The 23,470-nt window shown below is 55.7% G+C and carries 10 protein-coding genes, 2 tRNA genes and 7 rRNA genes; 13 read left to right on the top strand and 6 right to left on the bottom strand.

Going from position 1 to position 23,470, the window contains the following annotated elements:
• Window positions 1-189: 189 nt before the first annotated feature.
• Window positions 190-1,116 (bottom strand): LysR family transcriptional regulator, encoded by a 927-nt coding sequence (locus PspTeo4_RS20470; RefSeq protein ID WP_322365765.1) that lies wholly within the window; start codon window positions 1,114-1,116, stop codon window positions 190-192.
• 162 nt (window positions 1,117-1,278) lie between these two features.
• On the opposite strand from PspTeo4_RS20470, the gene PspTeo4_RS20465 reads away from it, so the two are divergent.
• From PspTeo4_RS20465 to rrf (PspTeo4_RS20415), 11 genes are all read left to right on the top strand, one after another.
• On the top strand, window positions 1,279-2,460 hold the full coding sequence (locus tag PspTeo4_RS20465; protein ID WP_322365764.1) for an acyl-CoA dehydrogenase: 1,182 nt from the start codon (window positions 1,279-1,281) through the stop codon (window positions 2,458-2,460).
• A gap of 14 nt (window positions 2,461-2,474) precedes the next feature.
• On the top strand, window positions 2,475-3,695 hold the full coding sequence (locus tag PspTeo4_RS20460; protein ID WP_322365763.1) for a CaiB/BaiF CoA-transferase family protein: 1,221 nt from the start codon (window positions 2,475-2,477) through the stop codon (window positions 3,693-3,695).
• 545 nt (window positions 3,696-4,240) lie between these two features.
• A 16S ribosomal RNA gene (locus PspTeo4_RS20455) occupies window positions 4,241-5,777 on the top strand.
• A gap of 318 nt (window positions 5,778-6,095) precedes the next feature.
• Window positions 6,096-8,987, top strand: a 23S ribosomal RNA gene (locus PspTeo4_RS20450).
• A 130-nt stretch (window positions 8,988-9,117) separates the two neighbouring features.
• A 5S ribosomal RNA gene (gene rrf / locus PspTeo4_RS20445) occupies window positions 9,118-9,233 on the top strand.
• A gap of 447 nt (window positions 9,234-9,680) precedes the next feature.
• Window positions 9,681-11,217, top strand: a 16S ribosomal RNA gene (locus PspTeo4_RS20440).
• Between the two features lie 86 nt (window positions 11,218-11,303).
• Window positions 11,304-11,380, top strand: a tRNA-Ile gene (locus tag PspTeo4_RS20435).
• Between the two features lie 24 nt (window positions 11,381-11,404).
• Window positions 11,405-11,480 (top strand) — tRNA-Ala (locus PspTeo4_RS20430).
• Window positions 11,481-11,715: 235 nt separating this feature from the next.
• Window positions 11,716-14,607, top strand: a 23S ribosomal RNA gene (locus PspTeo4_RS20425).
• 130 nt (window positions 14,608-14,737) lie between these two features.
• A 5S ribosomal RNA gene (rrf, locus tag PspTeo4_RS20420) occupies window positions 14,738-14,853 on the top strand.
• A 109-nt stretch (window positions 14,854-14,962) separates the two neighbouring features.
• A 5S ribosomal RNA gene (rrf, locus tag PspTeo4_RS20415) occupies window positions 14,963-15,078 on the top strand.
• The 16S, 23S and 5S rRNA genes sit together here with 2 tRNA genes alongside, the layout of an rRNA operon.
• 90 nt (window positions 15,079-15,168) lie before the next feature.
• Here rrf (PspTeo4_RS20415) and PspTeo4_RS20410 read toward each other — a convergent pair.
• The 4 genes from PspTeo4_RS20410 to PspTeo4_RS20395 form a co-directional block, all read right to left on the bottom strand.
• Entirely contained in the window at window positions 15,169-17,583 is a 2,415-nt protein-coding gene (locus PspTeo4_RS20410) for a TonB-dependent siderophore receptor (RefSeq protein ID WP_416196969.1), read from the bottom strand.
• Window positions 17,584-17,749: 166 nt separating this feature from the next.
• A complete protein-coding gene (locus tag PspTeo4_RS20405; protein ID WP_322365761.1) occupies window positions 17,750-18,718 on the bottom strand; it encodes a FecR family protein in 969 nt (322 codons plus the stop codon).
• 4 nt (window positions 18,719-18,722) lie between these two features.
• On the bottom strand, window positions 18,723-19,226 hold the full coding sequence (locus PspTeo4_RS20400) for a sigma-70 family RNA polymerase sigma factor (protein ID WP_322365760.1): 504 nt from the start codon (window positions 19,224-19,226) through the stop codon (window positions 18,723-18,725).
• Window positions 19,227-19,325: 99 nt separating this feature from the next.
• The gene (locus PspTeo4_RS20395) at window positions 19,326-20,015 is read right to left on the bottom strand and encodes a GntR family transcriptional regulator (RefSeq protein WP_322365759.1); all 690 of its coding nucleotides are present in this window, start codon (window positions 20,013-20,015) and stop codon (window positions 19,326-19,328) included.
• Between the two features lie 218 nt (window positions 20,016-20,233).
• On the opposite strand from PspTeo4_RS20395, the gene lapG reads away from it, so the two are divergent.
• Both lapG and lapD read left to right on the top strand, forming a co-directional pair.
• Window positions 20,234-20,977, top strand: a complete 744-nt coding sequence (gene lapG / locus PspTeo4_RS20390) for a cysteine protease LapG (protein WP_322366906.1) — start codon at window positions 20,234-20,236, stop codon at window positions 20,975-20,977.
• 10 nt (window positions 20,978-20,987) lie between these two features.
• Window positions 20,988-22,934 (top strand): cyclic di-GMP receptor LapD, encoded by a 1,947-nt coding sequence (gene lapD, locus PspTeo4_RS20385; RefSeq protein ID WP_322365758.1) that lies wholly within the window; start codon window positions 20,988-20,990, stop codon window positions 22,932-22,934.
• Window positions 22,935-23,087: 153 nt separating this feature from the next.
• Here lapD and PspTeo4_RS20380 read toward each other — a convergent pair whose 3' ends face one another.
• On the bottom strand, window positions 23,088-23,429 hold the full coding sequence (locus tag PspTeo4_RS20380) for a tryptophan synthase subunit beta (RefSeq protein ID WP_322365757.1): 342 nt from the start codon (window positions 23,427-23,429) through the stop codon (window positions 23,088-23,090).
• Between the last annotated feature and the right edge of the window lie 41 nt (window positions 23,430-23,470).

Raw genomic sequence — 23,470 nt, 5'->3', positions numbered from 1 at the left:
ATACGGGCTATTGGCAGATTAGGGGAAATTTTGAAATTTTTTGCAGTGATTTCGCGGAAGGGCCTGTAAATGTCGCAAATTTAGCTACAGGCCGCGTGCTTGGCAGCTTTGAGGGGGTTTTTCGATTCACCTGAACAGTTTGCTGTTATGCGACAAATACTTATATCTGTAGGTGTTTAAAATAATTGACTACAAATGTCGGAAAGGCGCTTGCCCTTTGTGCGATGCAGTGAAGTGCTGTGCCTGCTCGATCAGCCAGTCACGGAAGGCGCGCAGCGAGGCTGATTCGACCTTTCGCTCGGGAATCATCAGGTAATAGGCCTTGTCGCTGGTCAGTGCGTGCTGGTTGGCCTGCACCAATCTGCCCTCCTCCAGCTCGCGTTGGATCAGGAACGGCGGAATCAGCGCGATGCCCATTTCGTGCATGGCCGCTTGGGCCAGCATGGAGAATAGTTCATAGCGCGGGCCTGTCATGTCGCCTTCGACATTCATCCCCAGGCTGCCGAACCATTGCCGCCAGGCGTAAGGCCGGGTGGTTTGTTGCAACAGTGGCAGTTCGCTGATGCGTCGTGCGTCCAGCTCGTCCTTGCCGTCCAGCAGTCGCGGGCTGCACACGGGAACTGGGTTTTCGCCCATCAGGCGGTGGGCGTGAGTGCCGGACCAGTCGGCATCGCCGAAATAGATGGCTGCGTCGAAAGTAGTGTCGGCGAACAGAAATGGCCGGGTACGGTTGGTGAGGTTGACGGTGACGTCCGGGTTGCGGTGCTGGAAGTCTTTGAGCCGAGGCAGCAGCCATCGGGTACCGAAGGTTGGCACCACCGCCAGTTCGATCACATTGGCGCCCTGCTGGCGCATGACCGACAGCGTGTCACGCTCCACCGCATCCAGCTGCGCGGCAACCTGGCGGCTATAGGACAGGCCCGCTTCGGTCAGCTTCACGCCGCGTCGCGAACGACGGAACAGCTCCACATTGAGAAACGCCTCAAGGCCGCCTATCTGCCGACAGACGGCGCCTTGGGTCAGGGCCAGCTCATGGGCGGCCTTGGTAAAGCTCTCGTGGCGGGCGGCGGCTTCAAAGCAGACCAGGGCGGTGGTGCTGGGGATCTTGCGGCGCATGTACGTCAACCTCACTTGTTCGGCAGACAATATGGCGTTTTTTCTGATTACGGAGTGACAAAATATCACTTAATCGTGCGCAATCCTCGTTTGTCGAGGTGGCGGATCAGGCCTAGGATCAAAGGCACAAGAATCACCTCCCCCATTACGAGGATTTCGCTCATGGCCGGTAAAGCAAGCTTCAACTGGATCGACCCACTGCTGCTCGATCAGCAGCTCACTGAAGAAGAGCGCATGGTGCGTGACAGCGCTTATCAGTTCGCCCAGGACAAGCTGGCGCCTCGCGTACTCGAGGCATTCCGGCATGAGCAAACCGATCCGGCGATCTTCCGTGAAATGGGCGAAGTCGGTCTGCTGGGTGCGACCATCCCCGAGCAGTACGGCGGCAGTGGCCTGAACTACGTGTGCTATGGGCTGATCGCCCGTGAGGTTGAGCGTATCGACTCGGGTTACCGTTCAATGATGAGCGTTCAGTCATCCCTGGTGATGGTGCCGATCAACGAGTTCGGCACCGAGGCACAAAAACAGAAGTACCTGCCAAAGCTTGCCAGCGGCGAGTGGATTGGTTGCTTCGGTCTGACCGAGCCTAACCATGGCTCCGACCCAGGTTCGATGATTACCCGTGCTAGGAAGGTCGAAGGAGGCTACCGGCTGAGCGGCAGCAAGATGTGGATCACCAACAGCCCGATTGCCGATGTATTCGTGGTCTGGGCCAAGGATGATGCGGGCGACATCCGTGGTTTCGTCCTGGAGAAAGGCTGGGCAGGCCTCAGTGCTCCGGCGATTCACGGCAAGGTTGGCCTGCGTGCATCGATCACCGGCGAGATCGTGATGGATAACGTCTTTGTGCCCGAGGAGAACATCTTCCCGGATGTCCGCGGCCTGAAGGGCCCGTTCACCTGCCTGAACTCTGCCCGCTACGGCATCTCCTGGGGCGCCCTCGGTGCTGCAGAGGCCTGCTGGCACACTGCGCGCCAGTACACCCTGGATCGGCAGCAATTCGGGCGCCCACTGGCGGCCAACCAATTGATCCAGAAGAAGCTGGCTGACATGCAGACAGAGATCACGCTGGCACTGCAGGGATGCCTGCGCCTGGGGCGCATGAAGGATGAAGGCACGGCTGCCGTCGAAATCACCTCGATCATGAAGCGCAACTCATGTGGCAAGGCGCTGGACATCGCGCGCATGGCACGTGACATGTTGGGTGGCAATGGCATCTCCGACGAATTCGGCGTTGCCCGTCATCTGGTGAACCTGGAGGTCGTCAATACCTATGAGGGTACCCATGACGTGCATGCGCTGATCCTTGGTCGTGCACAGACCGGCATTCAGGCCTTCTACTGATAAGGAGCCAGCCCATGGGCGCGCTTTCACATCTGCGGGTACTAGACCTTTCGCGTGTGTTGGCCGGGCCCTGGGCCGGCCAGATCCTGGCAGACCTTGGTGCTGATGTGATCAAGGTCGAGCGACCAGGTAGTGGTGACGATACTCGGGCTTGGGGTCCGCCCTTCCTTAAGGATGCCCGAGGCGAGAGCACCAGTGAGGCTGCTTATTATCTCTCGGCCAACCGTAACAAGCGCTCGGTGACCATTGACTTCACTCAGCCTGAAGGCCAGCGCCTGGTGCGTGAGTTGGCTGCGAAGTCGGACATTGTCATCGAAAATTTCAAGGTCGGCGGTTTGGCCTCCTATGGGTTGGATTACCAAAGCCTCAAAGCGGTGAACCCGAATCTGATCTATTGCTCGATCACCGGTTTCGGCCAGACCGGGCCATACGCCAAACGAGCTGGCTACGATTTCATGATCCAGGGGCTGGGTGGGCTGATGAGTCTGACCGGGCGCTCCGAGGGTGAAGAAGGCGCCGGGCCAGTCAAGGTGGGGGTGGCGCTTACCGACATTCTGACTGGGCTGTATTCCACCGTGGCGATACTGGCCGCCCTCGCCCACCGTGACCAGGCGGGCATCGGGCAGTACATCGATATGGCATTGCTGGATGTGCAGGTGGCCTGTCTGGCCAACCAAGCCATGAACTACCTGACAACAGGTGCTCCACCTAAACGGCTGGGCAATGCTCATCCCAACATCGTGCCTTATCAGGACTTCCCGACGGCGGATGGGGATTTCATTCTTACCGTGGGAAATGATGGGCAGTTTCGCAAGTTTGCCGAAGTGGCCGGGCAGCCTCAGTGGGCGGATGATCCGCGTTTCACCACTAATAAGCAGCGAGTGGCCAACCGCGCTGAACTGATCCCGTTGATCCGGCAGGCTACTGTGTTCAAGACCACGGCCGAGTGGGTCAGTCAGCTGGAAGCGGCTGGCGTGCCGTGCGGGCCGATCAACGATTTGGCGCAGATGTTCCAGGACCCACAGGTGCTTGCGCGTGGGCTGGCGGTGAGTCTTGCTCACCCTTTGGCGGGCAGCGTTCCGCAGGTGGCCAGCCCAATACGGTTGTCGCAGACGCCGGTGGAGTATCGTCGGGCGCCACCGCTGCTGGGTGAGCATACCGAGATGGTGTTGGAGGATGTACTGGGCCTGGATGGCGCAGAGGTGCAGCGGTTGCGCCGTGCAGGTGTGCTCTAGAGCCGTCTGCTTAGACTGAAAAGCGGGGAGGCCGTCAGGCCTCCCCGCTTCGCTTTTCAGCGATGTTAAGGTTTCTTGAAATTAAGGGTTGACGGGCTTTCGAATCCCCTTATAATGCGCCCCACTTCCGACGCAGTCGAAACGAAAAACTCCTTGTTAATCAACAGGTTGAGCGTTTCGAAAGCAGAAAGAAGCGCTGAAAGAGGTGGTTGACAACGTTTTTAAACGCTGTATTATTCGCCTCCCGCTACGAGAGATCGCAGCGAGCCAAGTGTTTGAAGCTAAACGAGTTTCTCGCAAAAAACTTCAAAATAAACACTTGACAGCAAATGAGGAAAGCGTAGAATGCGCGCCTCGGTTGAGACGAAACACTCTTAACCAAACGCTCTTTAACAAATCGAATCAAGCAATTCGTGTGGGTGCTTGTGAGTACGGACTGATAGTCACAAAGATTATCAGCATCACAAGTGGCCATGCGAGAAATCACATAGTCATTTGAGATTGCTGAGCCAAGTTTAGGGTTTCTTAAAAACCCAAGCAGTATTGAACTGAAGAGTTTGATCATGGCTCAGATTGAACGCTGGCGGCAGGCCTAACACATGCAAGTCGAGCGGATGACGGGAGCTTGCTCCTTGATTCAGCGGCGGACGGGTGAGTAATGCCTAGGAATCTGCCTGGTAGTGGGGGACAACGTTTCGAAAGGAACGCTAATACCGCATACGTCCTACGGGAGAAAGCAGGGGACCTTCGGGCCTTGCGCTATCAGATGAGCCTAGGTCGGATTAGCTAGTTGGTGAGGTAATGGCTCACCAAGGCGACGATCCGTAACTGGTCTGAGAGGATGATCAGTCACACTGGAACTGAGACACGGTCCAGACTCCTACGGGAGGCAGCAGTGGGGAATATTGGACAATGGGCGAAAGCCTGATCCAGCCATGCCGCGTGTGTGAAGAAGGTCTTCGGATTGTAAAGCACTTTAAGTTGGGAGGAAGGGCAGTAAGTTAATACCTTGCTGTTTTGACGTTACCGACAGAATAAGCACCGGCTAACTCTGTGCCAGCAGCCGCGGTAATACAGAGGGTGCAAGCGTTAATCGGAATTACTGGGCGTAAAGCGCGCGTAGGTGGTTCGTTAAGTTGGATGTGAAAGCCCCGGGCTCAACCTGGGAACTGCATCCAAAACTGGCGAGCTAGAGTACGGTAGAGGGTGGTGGAATTTCCTGTGTAGCGGTGAAATGCGTAGATATAGGAAGGAACACCAGTGGCGAAGGCGACCACCTGGACTGATACTGACACTGAGGTGCGAAAGCGTGGGGAGCAAACAGGATTAGATACCCTGGTAGTCCACGCCGTAAACGATGTCAACTAGCCGTTGGAATCCTTGAGATTTTAGTGGCGCAGCTAACGCATTAAGTTGACCGCCTGGGGAGTACGGCCGCAAGGTTAAAACTCAAATGAATTGACGGGGGCCCGCACAAGCGGTGGAGCATGTGGTTTAATTCGAAGCAACGCGAAGAACCTTACCAGGCCTTGACATGCAGAGAACTTTCCAGAGATGGATTGGTGCCTTCGGGAACTCTGACACAGGTGCTGCATGGCTGTCGTCAGCTCGTGTCGTGAGATGTTGGGTTAAGTCCCGTAACGAGCGCAACCCTTGTCCTTAGTTACCAGCACGTTATGGTGGGCACTCTAAGGAGACTGCCGGTGACAAACCGGAGGAAGGTGGGGATGACGTCAAGTCATCATGGCCCTTACGGCCTGGGCTACACACGTGCTACAATGGTCGGTACAGAGGGTTGCCAAGCCGCGAGGTGGAGCTAATCTCACAAAACCGATCGTAGTCCGGATCGCAGTCTGCAACTCGACTGCGTGAAGTCGGAATCGCTAGTAATCGCGAATCAGAATGTCGCGGTGAATACGTTCCCGGGCCTTGTACACACCGCCCGTCACACCATGGGAGTGGGTTGCACCAGAAGTAGCTAGTCTAACCTTCGGGAGGACGGTTACCACGGTGTGATTCATGACTGGGGTGAAGTCGTAACAAGGTAGCCGTAGGGGAACCTGCGGCTGGATCACCTCCTTAATCGACGACATCAGCCTACTGATGAGCTCCCACACGAATTGCTTGATTCATTGTAGAAGACGATCAAGATCCCATAGGGATCTAATGTTGTTCCTGATCAGAACTCGGAAATGAGCATTCGCATCGAATGTTGATTTCTGACTTTTGTCAGATCGTTCTTTAAAAATTCGGATATGTGATAGATATAGACTGATAACCACTTTCACTGGTGGATATCAGGCTAAGGTAAAATTTGTGAGTTCTGCTCTTAATTGAGCAACATGCGAATTTTCGGCGAATGTCGTCTTCACAGTATAACCAGATTGCTTGGGGTTATATGGTCAAGTGAAGAAGCGCATACGGTGGATGCCTTGGCAGTCAGAGGCGATGAAAGACGTGGTAGCCTGCGATAAGCTTTGGGGAGTCGGCAAACAGACTGTGATCCAGAGATCTCTGAATGGGGGAACCCAGCCAGCATAAGCTGGTTATCTTGTACTGAATACATAGGTACAAGAGGCGAACCAGGGGAACTGAAACATCTAAGTACCCTGAGGAAAAGAAATCAACCGAGATTCCCTTAGTAGTGGCGAGCGAACGGGGACCAGCCCTTAAGTTGGTTTGAGATTAGTGGAACACTCTGGAAAGTGTGGCCATAGTGGGTGATAGCCCCGTACACGAAAATCTCTTATCAATGAAATCGAGTAGGACGGAGCACGAGAAACTTTGTCTGAACATGGGGGGACCATCCTCCAAGGCTAAATACTACTGACTGACCGATAGTGAACCAGTACCGTGAGGGAAAGGCGAAAAGAACCCCGGAGAGGGGAGTGAAATAGAACCTGAAACCGTATGCGTACAAGCAGTGGGAGCCTACTTTGTTAGGTGACTGCGTACCTTTTGTATAATGGGTCAGCGACTTATATTCAGTGGCGAGCTTAACCGAATAGGGGAGGCGTAGCGAAAGCGAGTCTTAATAGGGCGTTTAGTCGCTGGGTATAGACCCGAAACCGGGCGATCTATCCATGGGCAGGTTGAAGGTTAGGTAACACTGACTGGAGGACCGAACCGACTACCGTTGAAAAGTTAGCGGATGACCTGTGGATCGGAGTGAAAGGCTAATCAAGCTCGGAGATAGCTGGTTCTCCTCGAAAGCTATTTAGGTAGCGCCTCATGTATCACTGTAGGGGGTAGAGCACTGTTTCGGCTAGGGGGTCATCCCGACTTACCAAACCGATGCAAACTCCGAATACCTACAAGTGCCGAGCATGGGAGACACACGGCGGGTGCTAACGTCCGTCGTGAAAAGGGAAACAACCCAGACCGTCAGCTAAGGTCCCAAAGTCATGGTTAAGTGGGAAACGATGTGGGAAGGCTTAGACAGCTAGGAGGTTGGCTTAGAAGCAGCCATCCTTTAAAGAAAGCGTAATAGCTCACTAGTCGAGTCGGCCTGCGCGGAAGATGTAACGGGGCTCAAACCATGCACCGAAGCTACGGGTATCACCTCTGGTGATGCGGTAGAGGAGCGTTCTGTAAGCCTGTGAAGGTGAGTTGAGAAGCTTGCTGGAGGTATCAGAAGTGCGAATGCTGACATGAGTAACGACAATGGGAGTGAAAAACTCCCACGCCGAAAGACCAAGGTTTCCTGCGCAACGTTAATCGACGCAGGGTTAGTCGGTCCCTAAGGCGAGGCTGAAAAGCGTAGTCGATGGAAAACAGGTTAATATTCCTGTACTTCCAGTTATTGCGATGGAGGGACGGAGAAGGCTAGGCCAGCTTGGCGTTGGTTGTCCAAGTTTAAGGTGGTAGGCTGAGATCTTAGGCAAATCCGGGATCTCAAGGCCGAGAGCTGATGACGAGTTGCCTTTAGGCGACGAAGTGGTTGATGCCATGCTTCCAAGAAAAGCTCCTAAGCTTCAGATAACTGGGAACCGTACCCCAAACCGACACAGGTGGTCGGGTAGAGAATACCAAGGCGCTTGAGAGAACTCGGGTGAAGGAACTAGGCAAAATGGCACCGTAACTTCGGGAGAAGGTGCGCCGGCGAGGGTTAAGGACTTGCTCCGTAAGCCCATGCCGGTCGAAGATACCAGGCCGCTGCGACTGTTTATTAAAAACACAGCACTCTGCAAACACGAAAGTGGACGTATAGGGTGTGACGCCTGCCCGGTGCCGGAAGGTTAATTGATGGGGTTAGCGCAAGCGAAGCTCTTGATCGAAGCCCCGGTAAACGGCGGCCGTAACTATAACGGTCCTAAGGTAGCGAAATTCCTTGTCGGGTAAGTTCCGACCTGCACGAATGGCGTAACGATGGCGGCGCTGTCTCCACCCGAGACTCAGTGAAATTGAAATCGCTGTGAAGATGCAGTGTATCCGCGGCTAGACGGAAAGACCCCGTGAACCTTTACTATAGCTTTGCACTGGACTTTGAATTTGCTTGTGTAGGATAGGTGGGAGGCTTTGAAGTGGGGACGCCAGTTCTCATGGAGCCATTCTTGAAATACCACCCTGGCAACTTTGAGGTTCTAACTCAGGTCCGTTATCCGGATCGAGGACAGTGTATGGTGGGTAGTTTGACTGGGGCGGTCTCCTCCCAAAGAGTAACGGAGGAGTACGAAGGTGCGCTCAGACCGGTCGGAAATCGGTCGTAGAGTATAAAGGCAAAAGCGCGCTTGACTGCGAGACAAACACGTCGAGCAGGTACGAAAGTAGGTCTTAGTGATCCGGTGGTTCTGTATGGAAGGGCCATCGCTCAACGGATAAAAGGTACTCCGGGGATAACAGGCTGATACCGCCCAAGAGTTCATATCGACGGCGGTGTTTGGCACCTCGATGTCGGCTCATCACATCCTGGGGCTGAAGCCGGTCCCAAGGGTATGGCTGTTCGCCATTTAAAGTGGTACGCGAGCTGGGTTTAGAACGTCGTGAGACAGTTCGGTCCCTATCTGCCGTGGACGTTTGAGATTTGAGAGGGGCTGCTCCTAGTACGAGAGGACCGGAGTGGACGAACCTCTGGTGTTCCGGTTGTCACGCCAGTGGCATTGCCGGGTAGCTATGTTCGGAAGAGATAACCGCTGAAAGCATCTAAGCGGGAAACTTGCCTCAAGATGAGATCTCACTGGGATCTTGAATCCCCTAAAGGGCCGTCGAAGACTACGACGTTGATAGGTTGGGTGTGTAAGCGCTGTGAGGCGTTGAGCTAACCAATACTAATTGCCCGTGAGGCTTGACCATATAACACCCAAGCAATTTGCTGACGCAGATTGCGGTGGTGAAGACGAAAGAACCGAAAATTCGTAACATCACAAATTCACATATCCGAATTCGCCAAGAGTGTTCCTAAGACATTCTGGCTACAGAATTTCTTGACGACCATAGAGCATTGGAACCACCTGATCCCATCCCGAACTCAGTAGTGAAACGATGCATCGCCGATGGTAGTGTGGGGTTTCCCCATGTGAGAGTAGGTCATCGTCAAGATTTATTTCGCAAAACCCCTATCTGCATATGCAGGTAGGGGTTTTGTCTTTAAGTAGAAGCTATCGCTTCTCCTGGTCGGCTGAATGGCCAACCGGTGGTGGTAAAAAGGTGGTTGACAGCGTTTTTGAATGCTGTATCATTCACCTCCCGCGACGAGAGATCGAAGCGAGTTAAGTGTTTGAAGCTAAACGAGTTTCTCGCAAAAACTTCAAAATAAACGCTTGACAGGCCATGAGGAAAGCGTAGAATTCGCGCCTCGGTTGAGACGAAAAGCTCTTAACCAAACGCTCTTTAACAAATCGAATCAAGCAATTCGTGTGGGTGCTTGTGAGTACGGACTGATAGTCACAAAGATTATCAGCATCACAAGTGGCCATGCGAGAAATCACATAGTCATTTGAGATTGCTGAGCCAAGTTTAGGGTTTCTTAAAAACCCAAGCAGTATTGAACTGAAGAGTTTGATCATGGCTCAGATTGAACGCTGGCGGCAGGCCTAACACATGCAAGTCGAGCGGATGACGGGAGCTTGCTCCTTGATTCAGCGGCGGACGGGTGAGTAATGCCTAGGAATCTGCCTGGTAGTGGGGGACAACGTTTCGAAAGGAACGCTAATACCGCATACGTCCTACGGGAGAAAGCAGGGGACCTTCGGGCCTTGCGCTATCAGATGAGCCTAGGTCGGATTAGCTAGTTGGTGAGGTAATGGCTCACCAAGGCGACGATCCGTAACTGGTCTGAGAGGATGATCAGTCACACTGGAACTGAGACACGGTCCAGACTCCTACGGGAGGCAGCAGTGGGGAATATTGGACAATGGGCGAAAGCCTGATCCAGCCATGCCGCGTGTGTGAAGAAGGTCTTCGGATTGTAAAGCACTTTAAGTTGGGAGGAAGGGCAGTAAGTTAATACCTTGCTGTTTTGACGTTACCGACAGAATAAGCACCGGCTAACTCTGTGCCAGCAGCCGCGGTAATACAGAGGGTGCAAGCGTTAATCGGAATTACTGGGCGTAAAGCGCGCGTAGGTGGTTCGTTAAGTTGGATGTGAAAGCCCCGGGCTCAACCTGGGAACTGCATCCAAAACTGGCGAGCTAGAGTACGGTAGAGGGTGGTGGAATTTCCTGTGTAGCGGTGAAATGCGTAGATATAGGAAGGAACACCAGTGGCGAAGGCGACCACCTGGACTGATACTGACACTGAGGTGCGAAAGCGTGGGGAGCAAACAGGATTAGATACCCTGGTAGTCCACGCCGTAAACGATGTCAACTAGCCGTTGGAATCCTTGAGATTTTAGTGGCGCAGCTAACGCATTAAGTTGACCGCCTGGGGAGTACGGCCGCAAGGTTAAAACTCAAATGAATTGACGGGGGCCCGCACAAGCGGTGGAGCATGTGGTTTAATTCGAAGCAACGCGAAGAACCTTACCAGGCCTTGACATGCAGAGAACTTTCCAGAGATGGATTGGTGCCTTCGGGAACTCTGACACAGGTGCTGCATGGCTGTCGTCAGCTCGTGTCGTGAGATGTTGGGTTAAGTCCCGTAACGAGCGCAACCCTTGTCCTTAGTTACCAGCACGTTATGGTGGGCACTCTAAGGAGACTGCCGGTGACAAACCGGAGGAAGGTGGGGATGACGTCAAGTCATCATGGCCCTTACGGCCTGGGCTACACACGTGCTACAATGGTCGGTACAGAGGGTTGCCAAGCCGCGAGGTGGAGCTAATCTCACAAAACCGATCGTAGTCCGGATCGCAGTCTGCAACTCGACTGCGTGAAGTCGGAATCGCTAGTAATCGCGAATCAGAATGTCGCGGTGAATACGTTCCCGGGCCTTGTACACACCGCCCGTCACACCATGGGAGTGGGTTGCACCAGAAGTAGCTAGTCTAACCTTCGGGAGGACGGTTACCACGGTGTGATTCATGACTGGGGTGAAGTCGTAACAAGGTAGCCGTAGGGGAACCTGCGGCTGGATCACCTCCTTAATCGACGACATCAGCCTACTGATGAGCTCCCACACGAATTGCTTGATTCTTTGTATAAAGACGATGCTGTAACGCGAACCTGTTATAGGTCTGTAGCTCAGTTGGTTAGAGCGCACCCCTGATAAGGGTGAGGTCGGCAGTTCAAATCTGCCCAGACCTACCATTACATGGTTCAGCCGTAGAATACGGGGCCATAGCTCAGCTGGGAGAGCGCCTGCCTTGCACGCAGGAGGTCAGCGGTTCGATCCCGCTTGGCTCCACCACTTACGCAGTAACTTGTCAGAACTTAGAAATGAACATTCAGTTCGAATGTTGATTTCTGACTTTTGTCAGATCGTTCTTTAAAAATTCGGATATGTGATAGATAGACTGATAGCCACTTTCACTGGTGGATATCAGGCTAAGGTAAAATTTGTGAGTTTTGCTCTTAATTGAGCAACATGCGAATTTTCGGCGAATGTCGTCTTCACAGTATAACCAGATTGCTTGGGGTTATATGGTCAAGTGAAGAAGCGCATACGGTGGATGCCTTGGCAGTCAGAGGCGATGAAAGACGTGGTAGCCTGCGATAAGCTTTGGGGAGTCGGCAAACAGACTGTGATCCAGAGATCTCTGAATGGGGGAACCCAGCCAGCATAAGCTGGTTATCTTGTACTGAATACATAGGTACAAGAGGCGAACCAGGGGAACTGAAACATCTAAGTACCCTGAGGAAAAGAAATCAACCGAGATTCCCTTAGTAGTGGCGAGCGAACGGGGACCAGCCCTTAAGTTGGTTTGAGATTAGTGGAACACTCTGGAAAGTGTGGCCATAGTGGGTGATAGCCCCGTACACGAAAATCTCTTATCAATGAAATCGAGTAGGACGGAGCACGAGAAACTTTGTCTGAACATGGGGGGACCATCCTCCAAGGCTAAATACTACTGACTGACCGATAGTGAACCAGTACCGTGAGGGAAAGGCGAAAAGAACCCCGGAGAGGGGAGTGAAATAGAACCTGAAACCGTATGCGTACAAGCAGTGGGAGCCTACTTTGTTAGGTGACTGCGTACCTTTTGTATAATGGGTCAGCGACTTATATTCAGTGGCGAGCTTAACCGAATAGGGGAGGCGTAGCGAAAGCGAGTCTTAATAGGGCGTTTAGTCGCTGGGTATAGACCCGAAACCGGGCGATCTATCCATGGGCAGGTTGAAGGTTAGGTAACACTGACTGGAGGACCGAACCGACTACCGTTGAAAAGTTAGCGGATGACCTGTGGATCGGAGTGAAAGGCTAATCAAGCTCGGAGATAGCTGGTTCTCCTCGAAAGCTATTTAGGTAGCGCCTCATGTATCACTGTAGGGGGTAGAGCACTGTTTCGGCTAGGGGGTCATCCCGACTTACCAAACCGATGCAAACTCCGAATACCTACAAGTGCCGAGCATGGGAGACACACGGCGGGTGCTAACGTCCGTCGTGAAAAGGGAAACAACCCAGACCGTCAGCTAAGGTCCCAAAGTCATGGTTAAGTGGGAAACGATGTGGGAAGGCTTAGACAGCTAGGAGGTTGGCTTAGAAGCAGCCATCCTTTAAAGAAAGCGTAATAGCTCACTAGTCGAGTCGGCCTGCGCGGAAGATGTAACGGGGCTCAAACCATGCACCGAAGCTACGGGTATCACCTTTGGTGATGCGGTAGAGGAGCGTTCTGTAAGCCTGTGAAGGTGAGTTGAGAAGCTTGCTGGAGGTATCAGAAGTGCGAATGCTGACATGAGTAACGACAATGGGAGTGAAAAACTCCCACGCCGAAAGACCAAGGTTTCCTGCGCAACGTTAATCGACGCAGGGTTAGTCGGTCCCTAAGGCGAGGCTGAAAAGCGTAGTCGATGGAAAACAGGTTAATATTCCTGTACTTCCAGTTATTGCGATGGAGGGACGGAGAAGGCTAGGCCAGCTTGGCGTTGGTTGTCCAAGTTTAAGGTGGTAGGCTGAGATCTTAGGCAAATCCGGGATTTCAAGGCCGAGAGCTGATGACGAGTTGCTATTAGGCGACGAAGTGGTTGATGCCATGCTTCCAAGAAAAGCTCCTAAGCTTCAGATAACTGGGAACCGTACCCCAAACCGACACAGGTGGTCGGGTAGAGAATACCAAGGCGCTTGAGAGAACTCGGGTGAAGGAACTAGGCAAAATGGCACCGTAACTTCGGGAGAAGGTGCGCCGGCGAGGGTTAAGGACTTGCTCCGTAAGCCCATGCCGGTCGAAGATACCAGGCCGCTGCGACTGTTTATTAAAAACACAGCACTCTGCAAACACGAAAGTGGACGTATAGGGTGTGACGCCTGCCCGGTGCCGGAAGGTTAATTGATGGGGTTAGCGCAAGCGAAGCTCTTGATCGAAGCCCCGGTAAACGGCGGCCGTAACTATAACGGTCCTAAGGTAGCGAAATTCCTTGTCGGGTAAGTTCCGACCTGCACGAATGGCGTAACGATGGCGGCGCTGTCTCCACCCGAGACTCAGTGAAATTGAAATCGCTGTGAAGATGCAGTGTATCCGCGGCTAGACGGAAAGACCCCGTGAACCTTTACTATAGCTTTGCACTGGACTTTGAATTTGCTTGTGTAGGATAGGTGGGAGGCTTTGAAGTGGGGACGCCAGTTCTCATGGAGCCATTCTTGAAATACCACCCTGGCAACTTTGAGGTTCTAACTCAGGTCCGTTATCCGGATCGAGGACAGTGTATGGTGGGTAGTTTGACTGGGGCGGTCTCCTCCCAAAGAGTAACGGAGGAGTACGAAGGTGCGCTCAGACCGGTCGGAAATCGGTCGTAGAGTATAAAGGCAAAAGCGCGCTTGACTGCGAGACAAACACGTCGAGCAGGTACGAAAGTAGGTCTTAGTGATCCGGTGGTTCTGTATGGAAGGGCCATCGCTCAACGGATAAAAGGTACTCCGGGGATAACAGGCTGATACCGCCCAAGAGTTCATATCGACGGCGGTGTTTGGCACCTCGATGTCGGCTCATCACATCCTGGGGCTGAAGCCGGTCCCAAGGGTATGGCTGTTCGCCATTTAAAGTGGTACGCGAGCTGGGTTTAGAACGTCGTGAGACAGTTCGGTCCCTATCTGCCGTGGACGTTTGAGATTTGAGAGGGGCTGCTCCTAGTACGAGAGGACCGGAGTGGACGAACCTCTGGTGTTCCGGTTGTCACGCCAGTGGCATTGCCGGGTAGCTATGTTCGGAAGAGATAACCGCTGAAAGCATCTAAGCGGGAAACTTGCCTCAAGATGAGATCTCACTGGGATCTTGAATCCCCTAAAGGGCCGTCGAAGACTACGACGTTGATAGGTTGGGTGTGTAAGCGCTGTGAGGCGTTGAGCTAACCAATACTAATTGCCCGTGAGGCTTGACCATATAACACCCAAGCAATTTGCTGACGCAGATTGCGGTGGTGAAGACGAAAGAACCGAAAATTCGCAACATCACAAATTCACATATCCGAATTCGCCAAGAGTGTTCCTAAGACATTCTGGCTACAGAATTTCTTGACGACCATAGAGCATTGGAACCACCTGATCCCATCCCGAACTCAGTAGTGAAACGATGCATCGCCGATGGTAGTGTGGGGTTTCCCCATGTGAGAGTAGGTCATCGTCAAGATTCATTTCGCAAAACTCCTATCTGCGCATGCAGGTAGGGGTTTTGTCTTTAAGTAGAAGTTACAGATTTTCGCTGAGGCGTCCACAGGACGGATCGGCACACAGAATTTCTTGACGACCATAGAGCATTGGAACCACCTGATCCCATCCCGAACTCAGCAGTGAAACGATGCATCGCCGATGGTAGTGTGGGGTTTCCCCATGTGAGAGTAGGTCATCGTCAAGATTCAAATAAAAAGCCCCTGTCTGCGTTGCAGACAGGGGCTTTTCCTTTTCTGGCTCTAAGCCACGTTGCTACAGCTTCAGGTGATCACGCTCAGAACTGATAGCTGACGGTTGCGCTGACATTGCGCTCCTCACCCATGTAGCAGTAGTTCAAGCTGGCACACGAGGTGATGTAGGTCTCATTGGTCAGGTTGTTGGCATTGAGGCGGACGTCCACTCCTTTCAGGCCAACCTTGCCCAGGTCATACCCGACCGAAGCGTCGAACAGGGTATAGGAGGGCACCTTCATGCTGTTTTCCGTATCTGCCCAGCTGTACCCCACATAGCGGACCCCACCGCCCAGGCGCAGGCCATCGAGCGCGCCCTGGCGGAAGTTGTAGTCGGCCCACAGCGAGTACATCTGCTTGGGGGCCTGGGTAGGTGAGTTACCCTTGTTGTCCAAGTTGGTCGACACCAGGCTGGGCATCGACTTGGAGTACTCGACATCCGTGAAGGTATAACCACCCAGCAACTTCAGGTTCTCGGTCACCTGTACGTGGGCTTCCAGTTCCAACCCTTGTGAGCGCACCTCACCCACGGGACGGTAGAAGTCTTCGTTTGGTTGTTTGGACGCCAGGTTCTCCTGCTCGATGCGGAACACCGATGCGGTGAACAAGTTGTCGCTACCTGGAGGTTGATACTTGATGCCCGCTTCCCACTGAGTGCCTTCGGTGGGGGCCAGTGGTCGGCCGTTCTGGTCGGACACCGTATTCGGGTTGAACGACTCGGAGTAGCTCAGGTACGGCGCTATACCATTCTCGAACAGATAGAGCACTCCGGCGCGGGTGGTGAATTTGGAGCGGTCATCGCTCACCTTGCTGTCGGTGTCGCGATTCTCTTCGGAGACCTTCACCCAGTCCTGACGCAAGCCCAGGGAGAACCGCCACTGGTCGAGCTCCACCAGATCCTGAAGATACACCCCGGTCTGCTGCAAACGGCGTTCGTAGTGGTTTTCGCCCAGCACCTGTAGGTTGCCATTGCCGTACTGCGGATTGCCCGCGTCCAGTGGGTCTACGGAGCCATAACGCCACGTCACATCCGCTTTGCGACGTTGGTAGTCGGTACCCAGCAGCAAGGTGTGCTTGGCGGCACCGGTGAAGAATTCCGCCTGCAGCATGTTGTCGATGATGAATGAGTGCAGACGCTCATCACCGCCGGTATAAGCCCTGTTGAGAATGTTGCTGGTGGCGTCCGCCCAACCTGCCGAGTAGATCTGGTCCATCGACACGTCCGAGTCCTGATACCGGAAGTTTTGGCGGGCCGTGAAGACATCGTTGAAGCGGTGTTCGAACTGGTAGCTGAAGGACTGTTGAGTGCGCTCGAAGTTGTCGATGTCTGGCTCGCCCTCGAAGAAGTGATCCGACAGCCGAAGCCCATTGCGCGGGTGCAGCATGCCGTCCGCAGGGTTGCCGCCGTGGTAGCCGCCATTGGGGTCATGCTGCAGGTACGCTTGCAGGGTCAGCGAGGTGTCCTCGCTGAAGTCGATACTCACCGCCGGCGCGATGGCGTAGCGTTCTTCCTTGTTATGGTCGAACTGGGTGTCAGATGCGTCCGCCAAGCCGGTCAGGCGATAGGCGATTCGCTGCTCTTGATCCAGGGGGCCACTGAAGTCGAAGCCCATGCCGCGTTGTCCCTGGGTGCCCACGGTGGCTTGGACCTGGTGGTAGGGGGTGAACAGCGGCTTCTTGGTGGTCAACGCCACCAGCCCGCCAGGCGAACTGCGGCCATAGAGCACGGAGGAGGGGCCTTTGAGGATATCGATGCGCTCCAGGAAGTACGGGTCAACCTGCATCGTGCTGTAGGTGCCGTTGTCTCCCATGGACTTCAAGCCATCGACGTAGATGTTGTCCACCGAGCCGTCGTTGAAGCCGCGCATGGCCACATAGTCGTAGCGGTGGGTGGCACCATAGGGGTTGGTCAGCACGCCGGGTGTATAACGCATGGCCTGGGCTACGGTCTGCGAGCCCTGATCGTCCATCTGCTGACGGGTTACGACGGAAACCGCCTGAGACGTTTCCACCAGCGGCATGCTGGTCTTGGTCGCAACCTGGCTGTGGGTGGCGTTATAGCCCTCCATGCTGCCCAGCGCGTTGCCGAGGGTGAAGCCACGCACATCTGTATTGGGCAACGACAGTGTCGCGTCCTGTACCTGGGCGCGCAGTATGTAGGTGCGGCCGTCGTCGCTGACCGCTTCCAGGCCTGTACCGTTGAGTAACTGACGCAGTGCTTCGGCGGTCGGGTAACTGCCCTGCAGGCCGTTTGACTGAAGCTCGCCAGTCAATTGCGGCGTGCTCGACAAAGTGATGCCGGCCTGACGTGCGAACTGGTTGAGTACATCATCGAGTGGACCTGGTGCAATGGCGTACGGCTGGCTCGTCGTCACCGGCTCTTGTGCGTGTGCCAGCATGGGGGTTGCTCCCATGACCAGTGCCGTGCCAAACAGAGCGGCCTGAACTGCCTTACGCAATTGGCTCGAATCGAAGTTAGGTCGAGAATCATTCCTGCTATGGGTGTGTGAGGGATGTGAAGCGATGGTCATGGAAGGGTCCGTCGAATCGTTGGGCAGATAGGGTTGTTTCTGTCCTAGCCGGACTCGCGATTGAAACCCGCCAGAAAATTTCCCCTGATGATCTTCAGGCCATTCGCTCCAGACGAATCCACCAACGCGTACGCCGGTTCAACCGCACAGGCATGGTCTGCGGCAGCAGTTGCAGCAACGTTTCAGGATTTTCCAGGCGGAACACACCCGACAACCGCAAGTCGGCGATATCGTCACTGCAAGTGAGGAAACCATGCCGATAGCGGCTCACTTCGGCGAGGAAATCGGCCAGGCGCATGTTGCGCGTGACGATCAGCCCTTCGCTCCAGGCGGCAGCCTCCATGTCGACCTGCTCAAGCCGATGTGCACCCAGTTCGTCCAGGCGCCAGTCCTGTCCGCTGTCCAGCCATAGCAGCTCACCATTATCGGGGCGGTGTACGGCAACTCGACCTTGATCGACGCTGACATGGGTGCAGGCGCTGTCCTGCCTTACCACGAAGCGTCCAGCAAAACCCTCAAGCAGGGCATCGCGGGTCTGAACCAGCAAAGGTCGGCCTGGGTTCGCCAATGCACTGCAGGTGAGCAACAGTTCGCCTTGCTTGAGGCGGATCAGGCGTTGTCGGTCATTGAACGTCAGGTCCACGGCACTGCGTGTGTTGAGCTGCAGCAGCGATCCATCCGGTAGTTGGAAACTGCGTTGCTCGCCGGTAGCTGTGGCGTAGTCGGACGTCCAGGCGCTTACGGTTTCGAGATCCTTGGCCAGCCAGCCCGCCGACCCCAGCAGAGCGACACCGCCCAGCAACTTGAGCGCTTGGCGTCGATGCAGCCGCCGCTGGCTGGTCTCTAGCGTCTGCAGGGCAACACCTGCGCCGGGAAGGGCGCGCAGGTCGAGGTCCTGGTGCAAGTGAATAACACGTTGCCAGGCCAGTTCGTGTGCATGCTCCGCACTACGCCATTGTTCGCATTGCTGTGCCAGCGCTGGGCTGTTGCCGCTCTCTCGCAGCCTCAGCATCCACTGAATAGCCTGTTTGACCACTTTGGGCGAGGGTTGGGCGGCCGTCATTGCCTCAACGCTCGTCGTCGTAGCGCAGCTGGTAGCAATGGTAGAGCGCGTCAGCGATATGGCGCTCCACGGAACGTAGCGAAATACCCATCTGCTCAGCGATCGCCTTGTGGCTCAGCCCATCGCATTGAGCCAGCAGGAAGGCGCGGCGCACCTTAGGTTTGAGTCCATCGAGCATGCGGGCGATGCGTTCCAGCAGCTCCAGCAACAACTCCCGGGTTTCGGCAGAAGGCACCTGTGCTTCCGGCAGATGGTCCAGGGCTTCGAGGTAGGCCCTGTGCAGCTCCTCGCGACGCCAGTGGTCGATCACCAGGCCGCGGGCCACTGTGCGCAGGAAGGCACGCGGAGTATGCAGCTCCAGCTGCTCGCGGCGTTGCAGCAAGCGGACGAAGGTGTCCTGAGCCAGGTCGGCGGCATCGGCGGCGTTGCCCAGTTTGCTGCGTAGCCAGGCGTGTAGCCAGCCGTGATGTTCACTGTAAAGCGTATGCACAGCGTCGTTGGAAGGCATGGAGAAGGGCGCAGCCGTCAAATGGCGTTAATGATAATTAGTCTCATTGTTGGCGGGCAGAGACCAATTTGCAACCTTCTTGTGAGCGCCTGTAGCTGTTCAGCGAGCCGTTTGCTTGTCCAGGTACGCCCTGATAACCCGAGCCGCAGTGTTCAGGTGCTTTTCCAGTACAGCCACCGCTTCGTCCACCAGCTTGTCGCTGGCAGCGTCGGCCAGGGCGTTGTGGTCGTCCTGGGTCAACTTGCCCAGCCCCATCGAAGACAAGTGAAACCGCAGGAAGCGTTCCTCTTCGTTGAGCTCATTCTCGATCAGCCGTAGCAATTTCTGGTTGGGTGCCTTGCTGTACAGGGTCATATGGAACAGGCGGTTGAGACGGCCGATTTCAGCGTGGCTGGTTTCGTTTTCCAGCTGCTGGATGTATCCGCGGGCCCGCGCAATGTCGTCGGCATCGAGCAGAGGAATCGATTGGCGCAGCGCTTCGGTCTCGAGCAGAACCCGCAGTTCGTAGGTGTCGACCGCGTCTTCGCCGATCAAGGGGGCCACCACGGCCCCTTTGTGCATCTCCACCTTGAGCAGCGACTGCGCCTCCAGTTGGCGCAATGCTTCACGCACAGGCATGCGGCTGACACCGAACAACGTGGCAAGTTCTTGTTGGCGCACAGCCGTTCCGGGTGGCAAACGACCGTCAAGAATGGCACTGCGCAGGCGTTCTTCGATCACGCTGCGGGCCAGGTGCGCCGGTATCTGTTCGCTGACCAGCACGTTGCTCAGTTTGAATTTCTCGGCCACGCGGAGTCTGCCTCGATGACGAAAGTTGGATCCAATGACACTAGTAAGAGGCAGGGAGGCTTGTCAAACCGCTGCTCACACGGCGGTGAACGCCCAAACCGCGCGTATGGTGGATCAAGTCGCCTACCAAAGAAAGCAGTACACATATCGAGTTAACAATAAAGTTAGATTAGCCCGACCATTGGCATCGTGATTGCTGAGCGCCATTGTTTTTTACCCTGGCAAGCCGCACCATCGCTGCATTCGGCTGGCCTGAACAGGTCTTCGCAGTGGCGATATCCTGGATACTCAAAACCGTCGTGCGCTGTTTTGGCCTTGCCACACTGCTGGCAGGCCTGTTGCTGGGCGCTCTGCACGCGGACTGGGATTTTTCCCAGATCAGCCGCAAGTCGCAGGCGCTTTACGGTCCGCTGGGCGCAGGACAGGCGCGTATCGATGCCTGGCAGCACCTGATGGCCACACAACAGCAAGGCAGCGAGCTGGAGCGGCTGCAGGCGGTCAACCGCTTCTTCAACCAGCAGTTGCGCTATGTCGAAGATGTCGACCTGTGGCATGAAACCGATTATTGGGCCACCCCCATCCAGGCCTTGATCAAAGGGGCTGGCGATTGCGAGGACTACGCTATCGCCAAGTACTTCAGCCTGCGGCGCATGGGCATCCCTAGCGAAAAGCTGCGAATCACCTACGTCAAAGCCTTGCGGCAGAACAGGGCGCACATGGTCCTGACCTATTATTCAAGCCCACAGGCCCAGCCGCTGGTACTCGATAGCCTGATGGATGCCATCAAGCCTGCGAGCCAGCGCACCGACCTGCTACCGGTGTATGCCTTCAACGGCGAAGGCCTGTGGCTGACCGGCGCCACCGGCAACAAGAAAGTAGGCGATACCAAACGCTTGTCACGTTGGCAGGATCTGTTGAAGAAAATGCAGGCCGAAGGGTTCCCGGCCGAACCGGTTTACTGAGGGAGCGCAGATGTCACTGTTCAAACAATTGCTGTTGGCTATTTGCCTGTTCCTGGTCGTCGCTTTCAGTGGAAGCTTCATGGTCAGCCTGGAAAGCTCGCGCAGCCAGTACGTCAACCAGTTGCGCTCGCATGCGCAGGACGCGGCCACAGCGCTGGCCTTGTCTTTGACCCCCAATATCGACGACCCCGCAATGGTCGAGTTGATGGTCAGTTCCATTTTCGACAGTGGCTACTACGCGAGCATCAAGGTGGTCGACCTGGACTCCAACGCCACCTTGGTCGAGCGCCATGCCGAGCCCGACAGCAGTGGTGTGCCAGCCTGGTTCGTGCGCATGATCGGCCTTGAGCCTGCGGGTGGGGATGCAATCGTCAGCCGCGGCTGGCAACAGGCTGCGCGTGTCGAGGTGGTCAGCCATCCGATGTTCGCGGTAGCCAAACTCTGGCAAAGCGCGCTGGGCAGCCTGGGCTGGTTGTTGTTGTGTGGTGTGGTCAGCGCCGTGCTGGGTGCGTTGTTGCTGCGCCGGCAGCTGCGGCCGCTGGACTACATGGTCGAGCAGTCCCACGCCATTGCCCGCCGAGAGTTCCTCAGCTCGCCTGAGCTTCCACGTACACCTGAGTTGCGTCGCGTTGTGCAGGCCATGAACCAGATGGTCGAAAAGCTCAAGGCGTTGTTCACCGAGCAGGCCGAGCGCAGCGAGCGGCTGCGGGCGGAGTCCTACCAGGACGGCCTCACCGGGCTGTCCAACCGGCGCTACTTCGAAATGCAGCTCAATGCTCGGGTCAGCAACCTGGAGGAGGCCCGGGCCGGTTACCTGCTATTGCTTCGGGTGCAGGACCTGGCGGGCCTCAATGCGCGCTTGGGTGGCCAGCTGACCGACCAGTTGCTGCAGGCGGTGGGCGAGCAACTGCGCCGTACCTGTGCCGGTTTTCCGGAAACCAAAGACCTGATTTCGCGCAGCCGAGGTGGCGAATTCGCGGTGCTGGCGCCGGGCATGGTGCATGAAGAGGCGGTGAAGCTGGCTCAGGCACTTGAAGCCTCGTTGCACAGCTTGCATGACACGGGGGCTAGCGATGTCGACCCCGTGGCCTGCATCGGCCTGGCACCTTACAGCCCGGGTGACGCACCACAGACGCTGCTGAAGCTGGCGGACGAGGCCCTGGCGCGGGCCGAGAACCAGCCGAACCCGGGTTGGGTGTGCCTTGAACAGGGTGCTGCGGCCGTGGCCGGGGACAGCCAGCACGACTGGCACACGCGGCTGGAGAGGGCTTTCATCAACGGCCATTTCGAACTGTTCTTCCAGCCGGTAGTGGCCAGCCAGGCCATCGAGCGAGTGCTCCACCACAAAGTCATTTCCCGGCTCAATGATGGCCACGGCGATGCTCTGACGGCAGGCCGGTTCTTACCCTGGCTCGAACGTTTTGGCTGGATGGCCCGGCTGGACGTGCTGATGCTGGAAAAGGTGCTGGCGCACCTGCGTGGCCATGACCAGGTGCTGGCGCTCAACCTGTCTGGCGCAACCTTGGCCGACCCTGAAGCGTTGAAACGAATTTATGAATTGCTGGGCCAGAATGCTGCGTTGGGGCCGCGGCTGATTTTCGAGATCGGCGAAGAACAGTTACCCGACCAGTCGATGCTCGAGCAATTGACGCGACGCCTCCGTGGGCTCGGTTTCGGGCTGGCGCTACAGCGCTTTGGCGGGCGCTTCAGCATGATTGGCAACTTGGCCCATCTGGGCCTGGCCTATCTCAAGGTGGATGGCAGCTATATCCGCAACATCGACCACGAACAGCACAAACGCCTGTTCATCGAGGCCATTCAACGGGCGGCGCATGGCATCGACCTGCCATTGATTGCCGAGCGGGTGGAAACGGAAGGGGAGCTAAGCGTGCTGCGGGAGATGGGGGTGGAGGGTATTCAGGGGCAGCTGGTGGGCGAACCTGCGCCTTGGCGTTGAACGTGCGGTCGTTGTGGGAGCCGGCTTGCCGGCGATCACCGGCGCAGCCGGTGCCATGCACCGCGTTGCCTGCATCGCCGGCAAGCCGGCTCCCACAGGGATCGCGCCGACCTCTGGATCACCGCCGCACCTGCAGGCGCTGGCTGGCTGCCCTCAAATCAACCCACCTTCGCTTTCCTCTTCGATCAGGTTGTTCAGGCTACCCAATGCTCTACGGGCCGAAGAGCGGTTGAGGAGCTTGGCCTGGGCGCCTACGGGTAGGTCGGTGATGCTGATCACGCCTTTGGTGGTCAGCACCTCGATCAAGTCCTCGAGCACCCGGATCATGTCCAGGTCGCTCTGCTTGAGTTGCTTCAGGCTGTTTTCGACGACATCGTCGGCAAACCACTCCTGGATCTCGGCATGGTCGGCCGGGAGGATTTCCGCGAAGCCCTCGAAGGGGGCGGCTTCAACCCGCAGCAATTCCCCCTCGCTGTCGCGTTGCACGTAGAACATGGCATCCATCCTCGTCACATGAGTTCCTTAACGGTTGGGCT

The organism is Pseudomonas sp. Teo4, assembly GCF_034387475.1.
GTDB lineage: Bacteria > Pseudomonadota > Gammaproteobacteria > Pseudomonadales > Pseudomonadaceae > Aquipseudomonas.
Note: the sequence above shows the minus strand (reverse complement) of the source record. Positions and strands in the feature narration are given on the sequence as shown.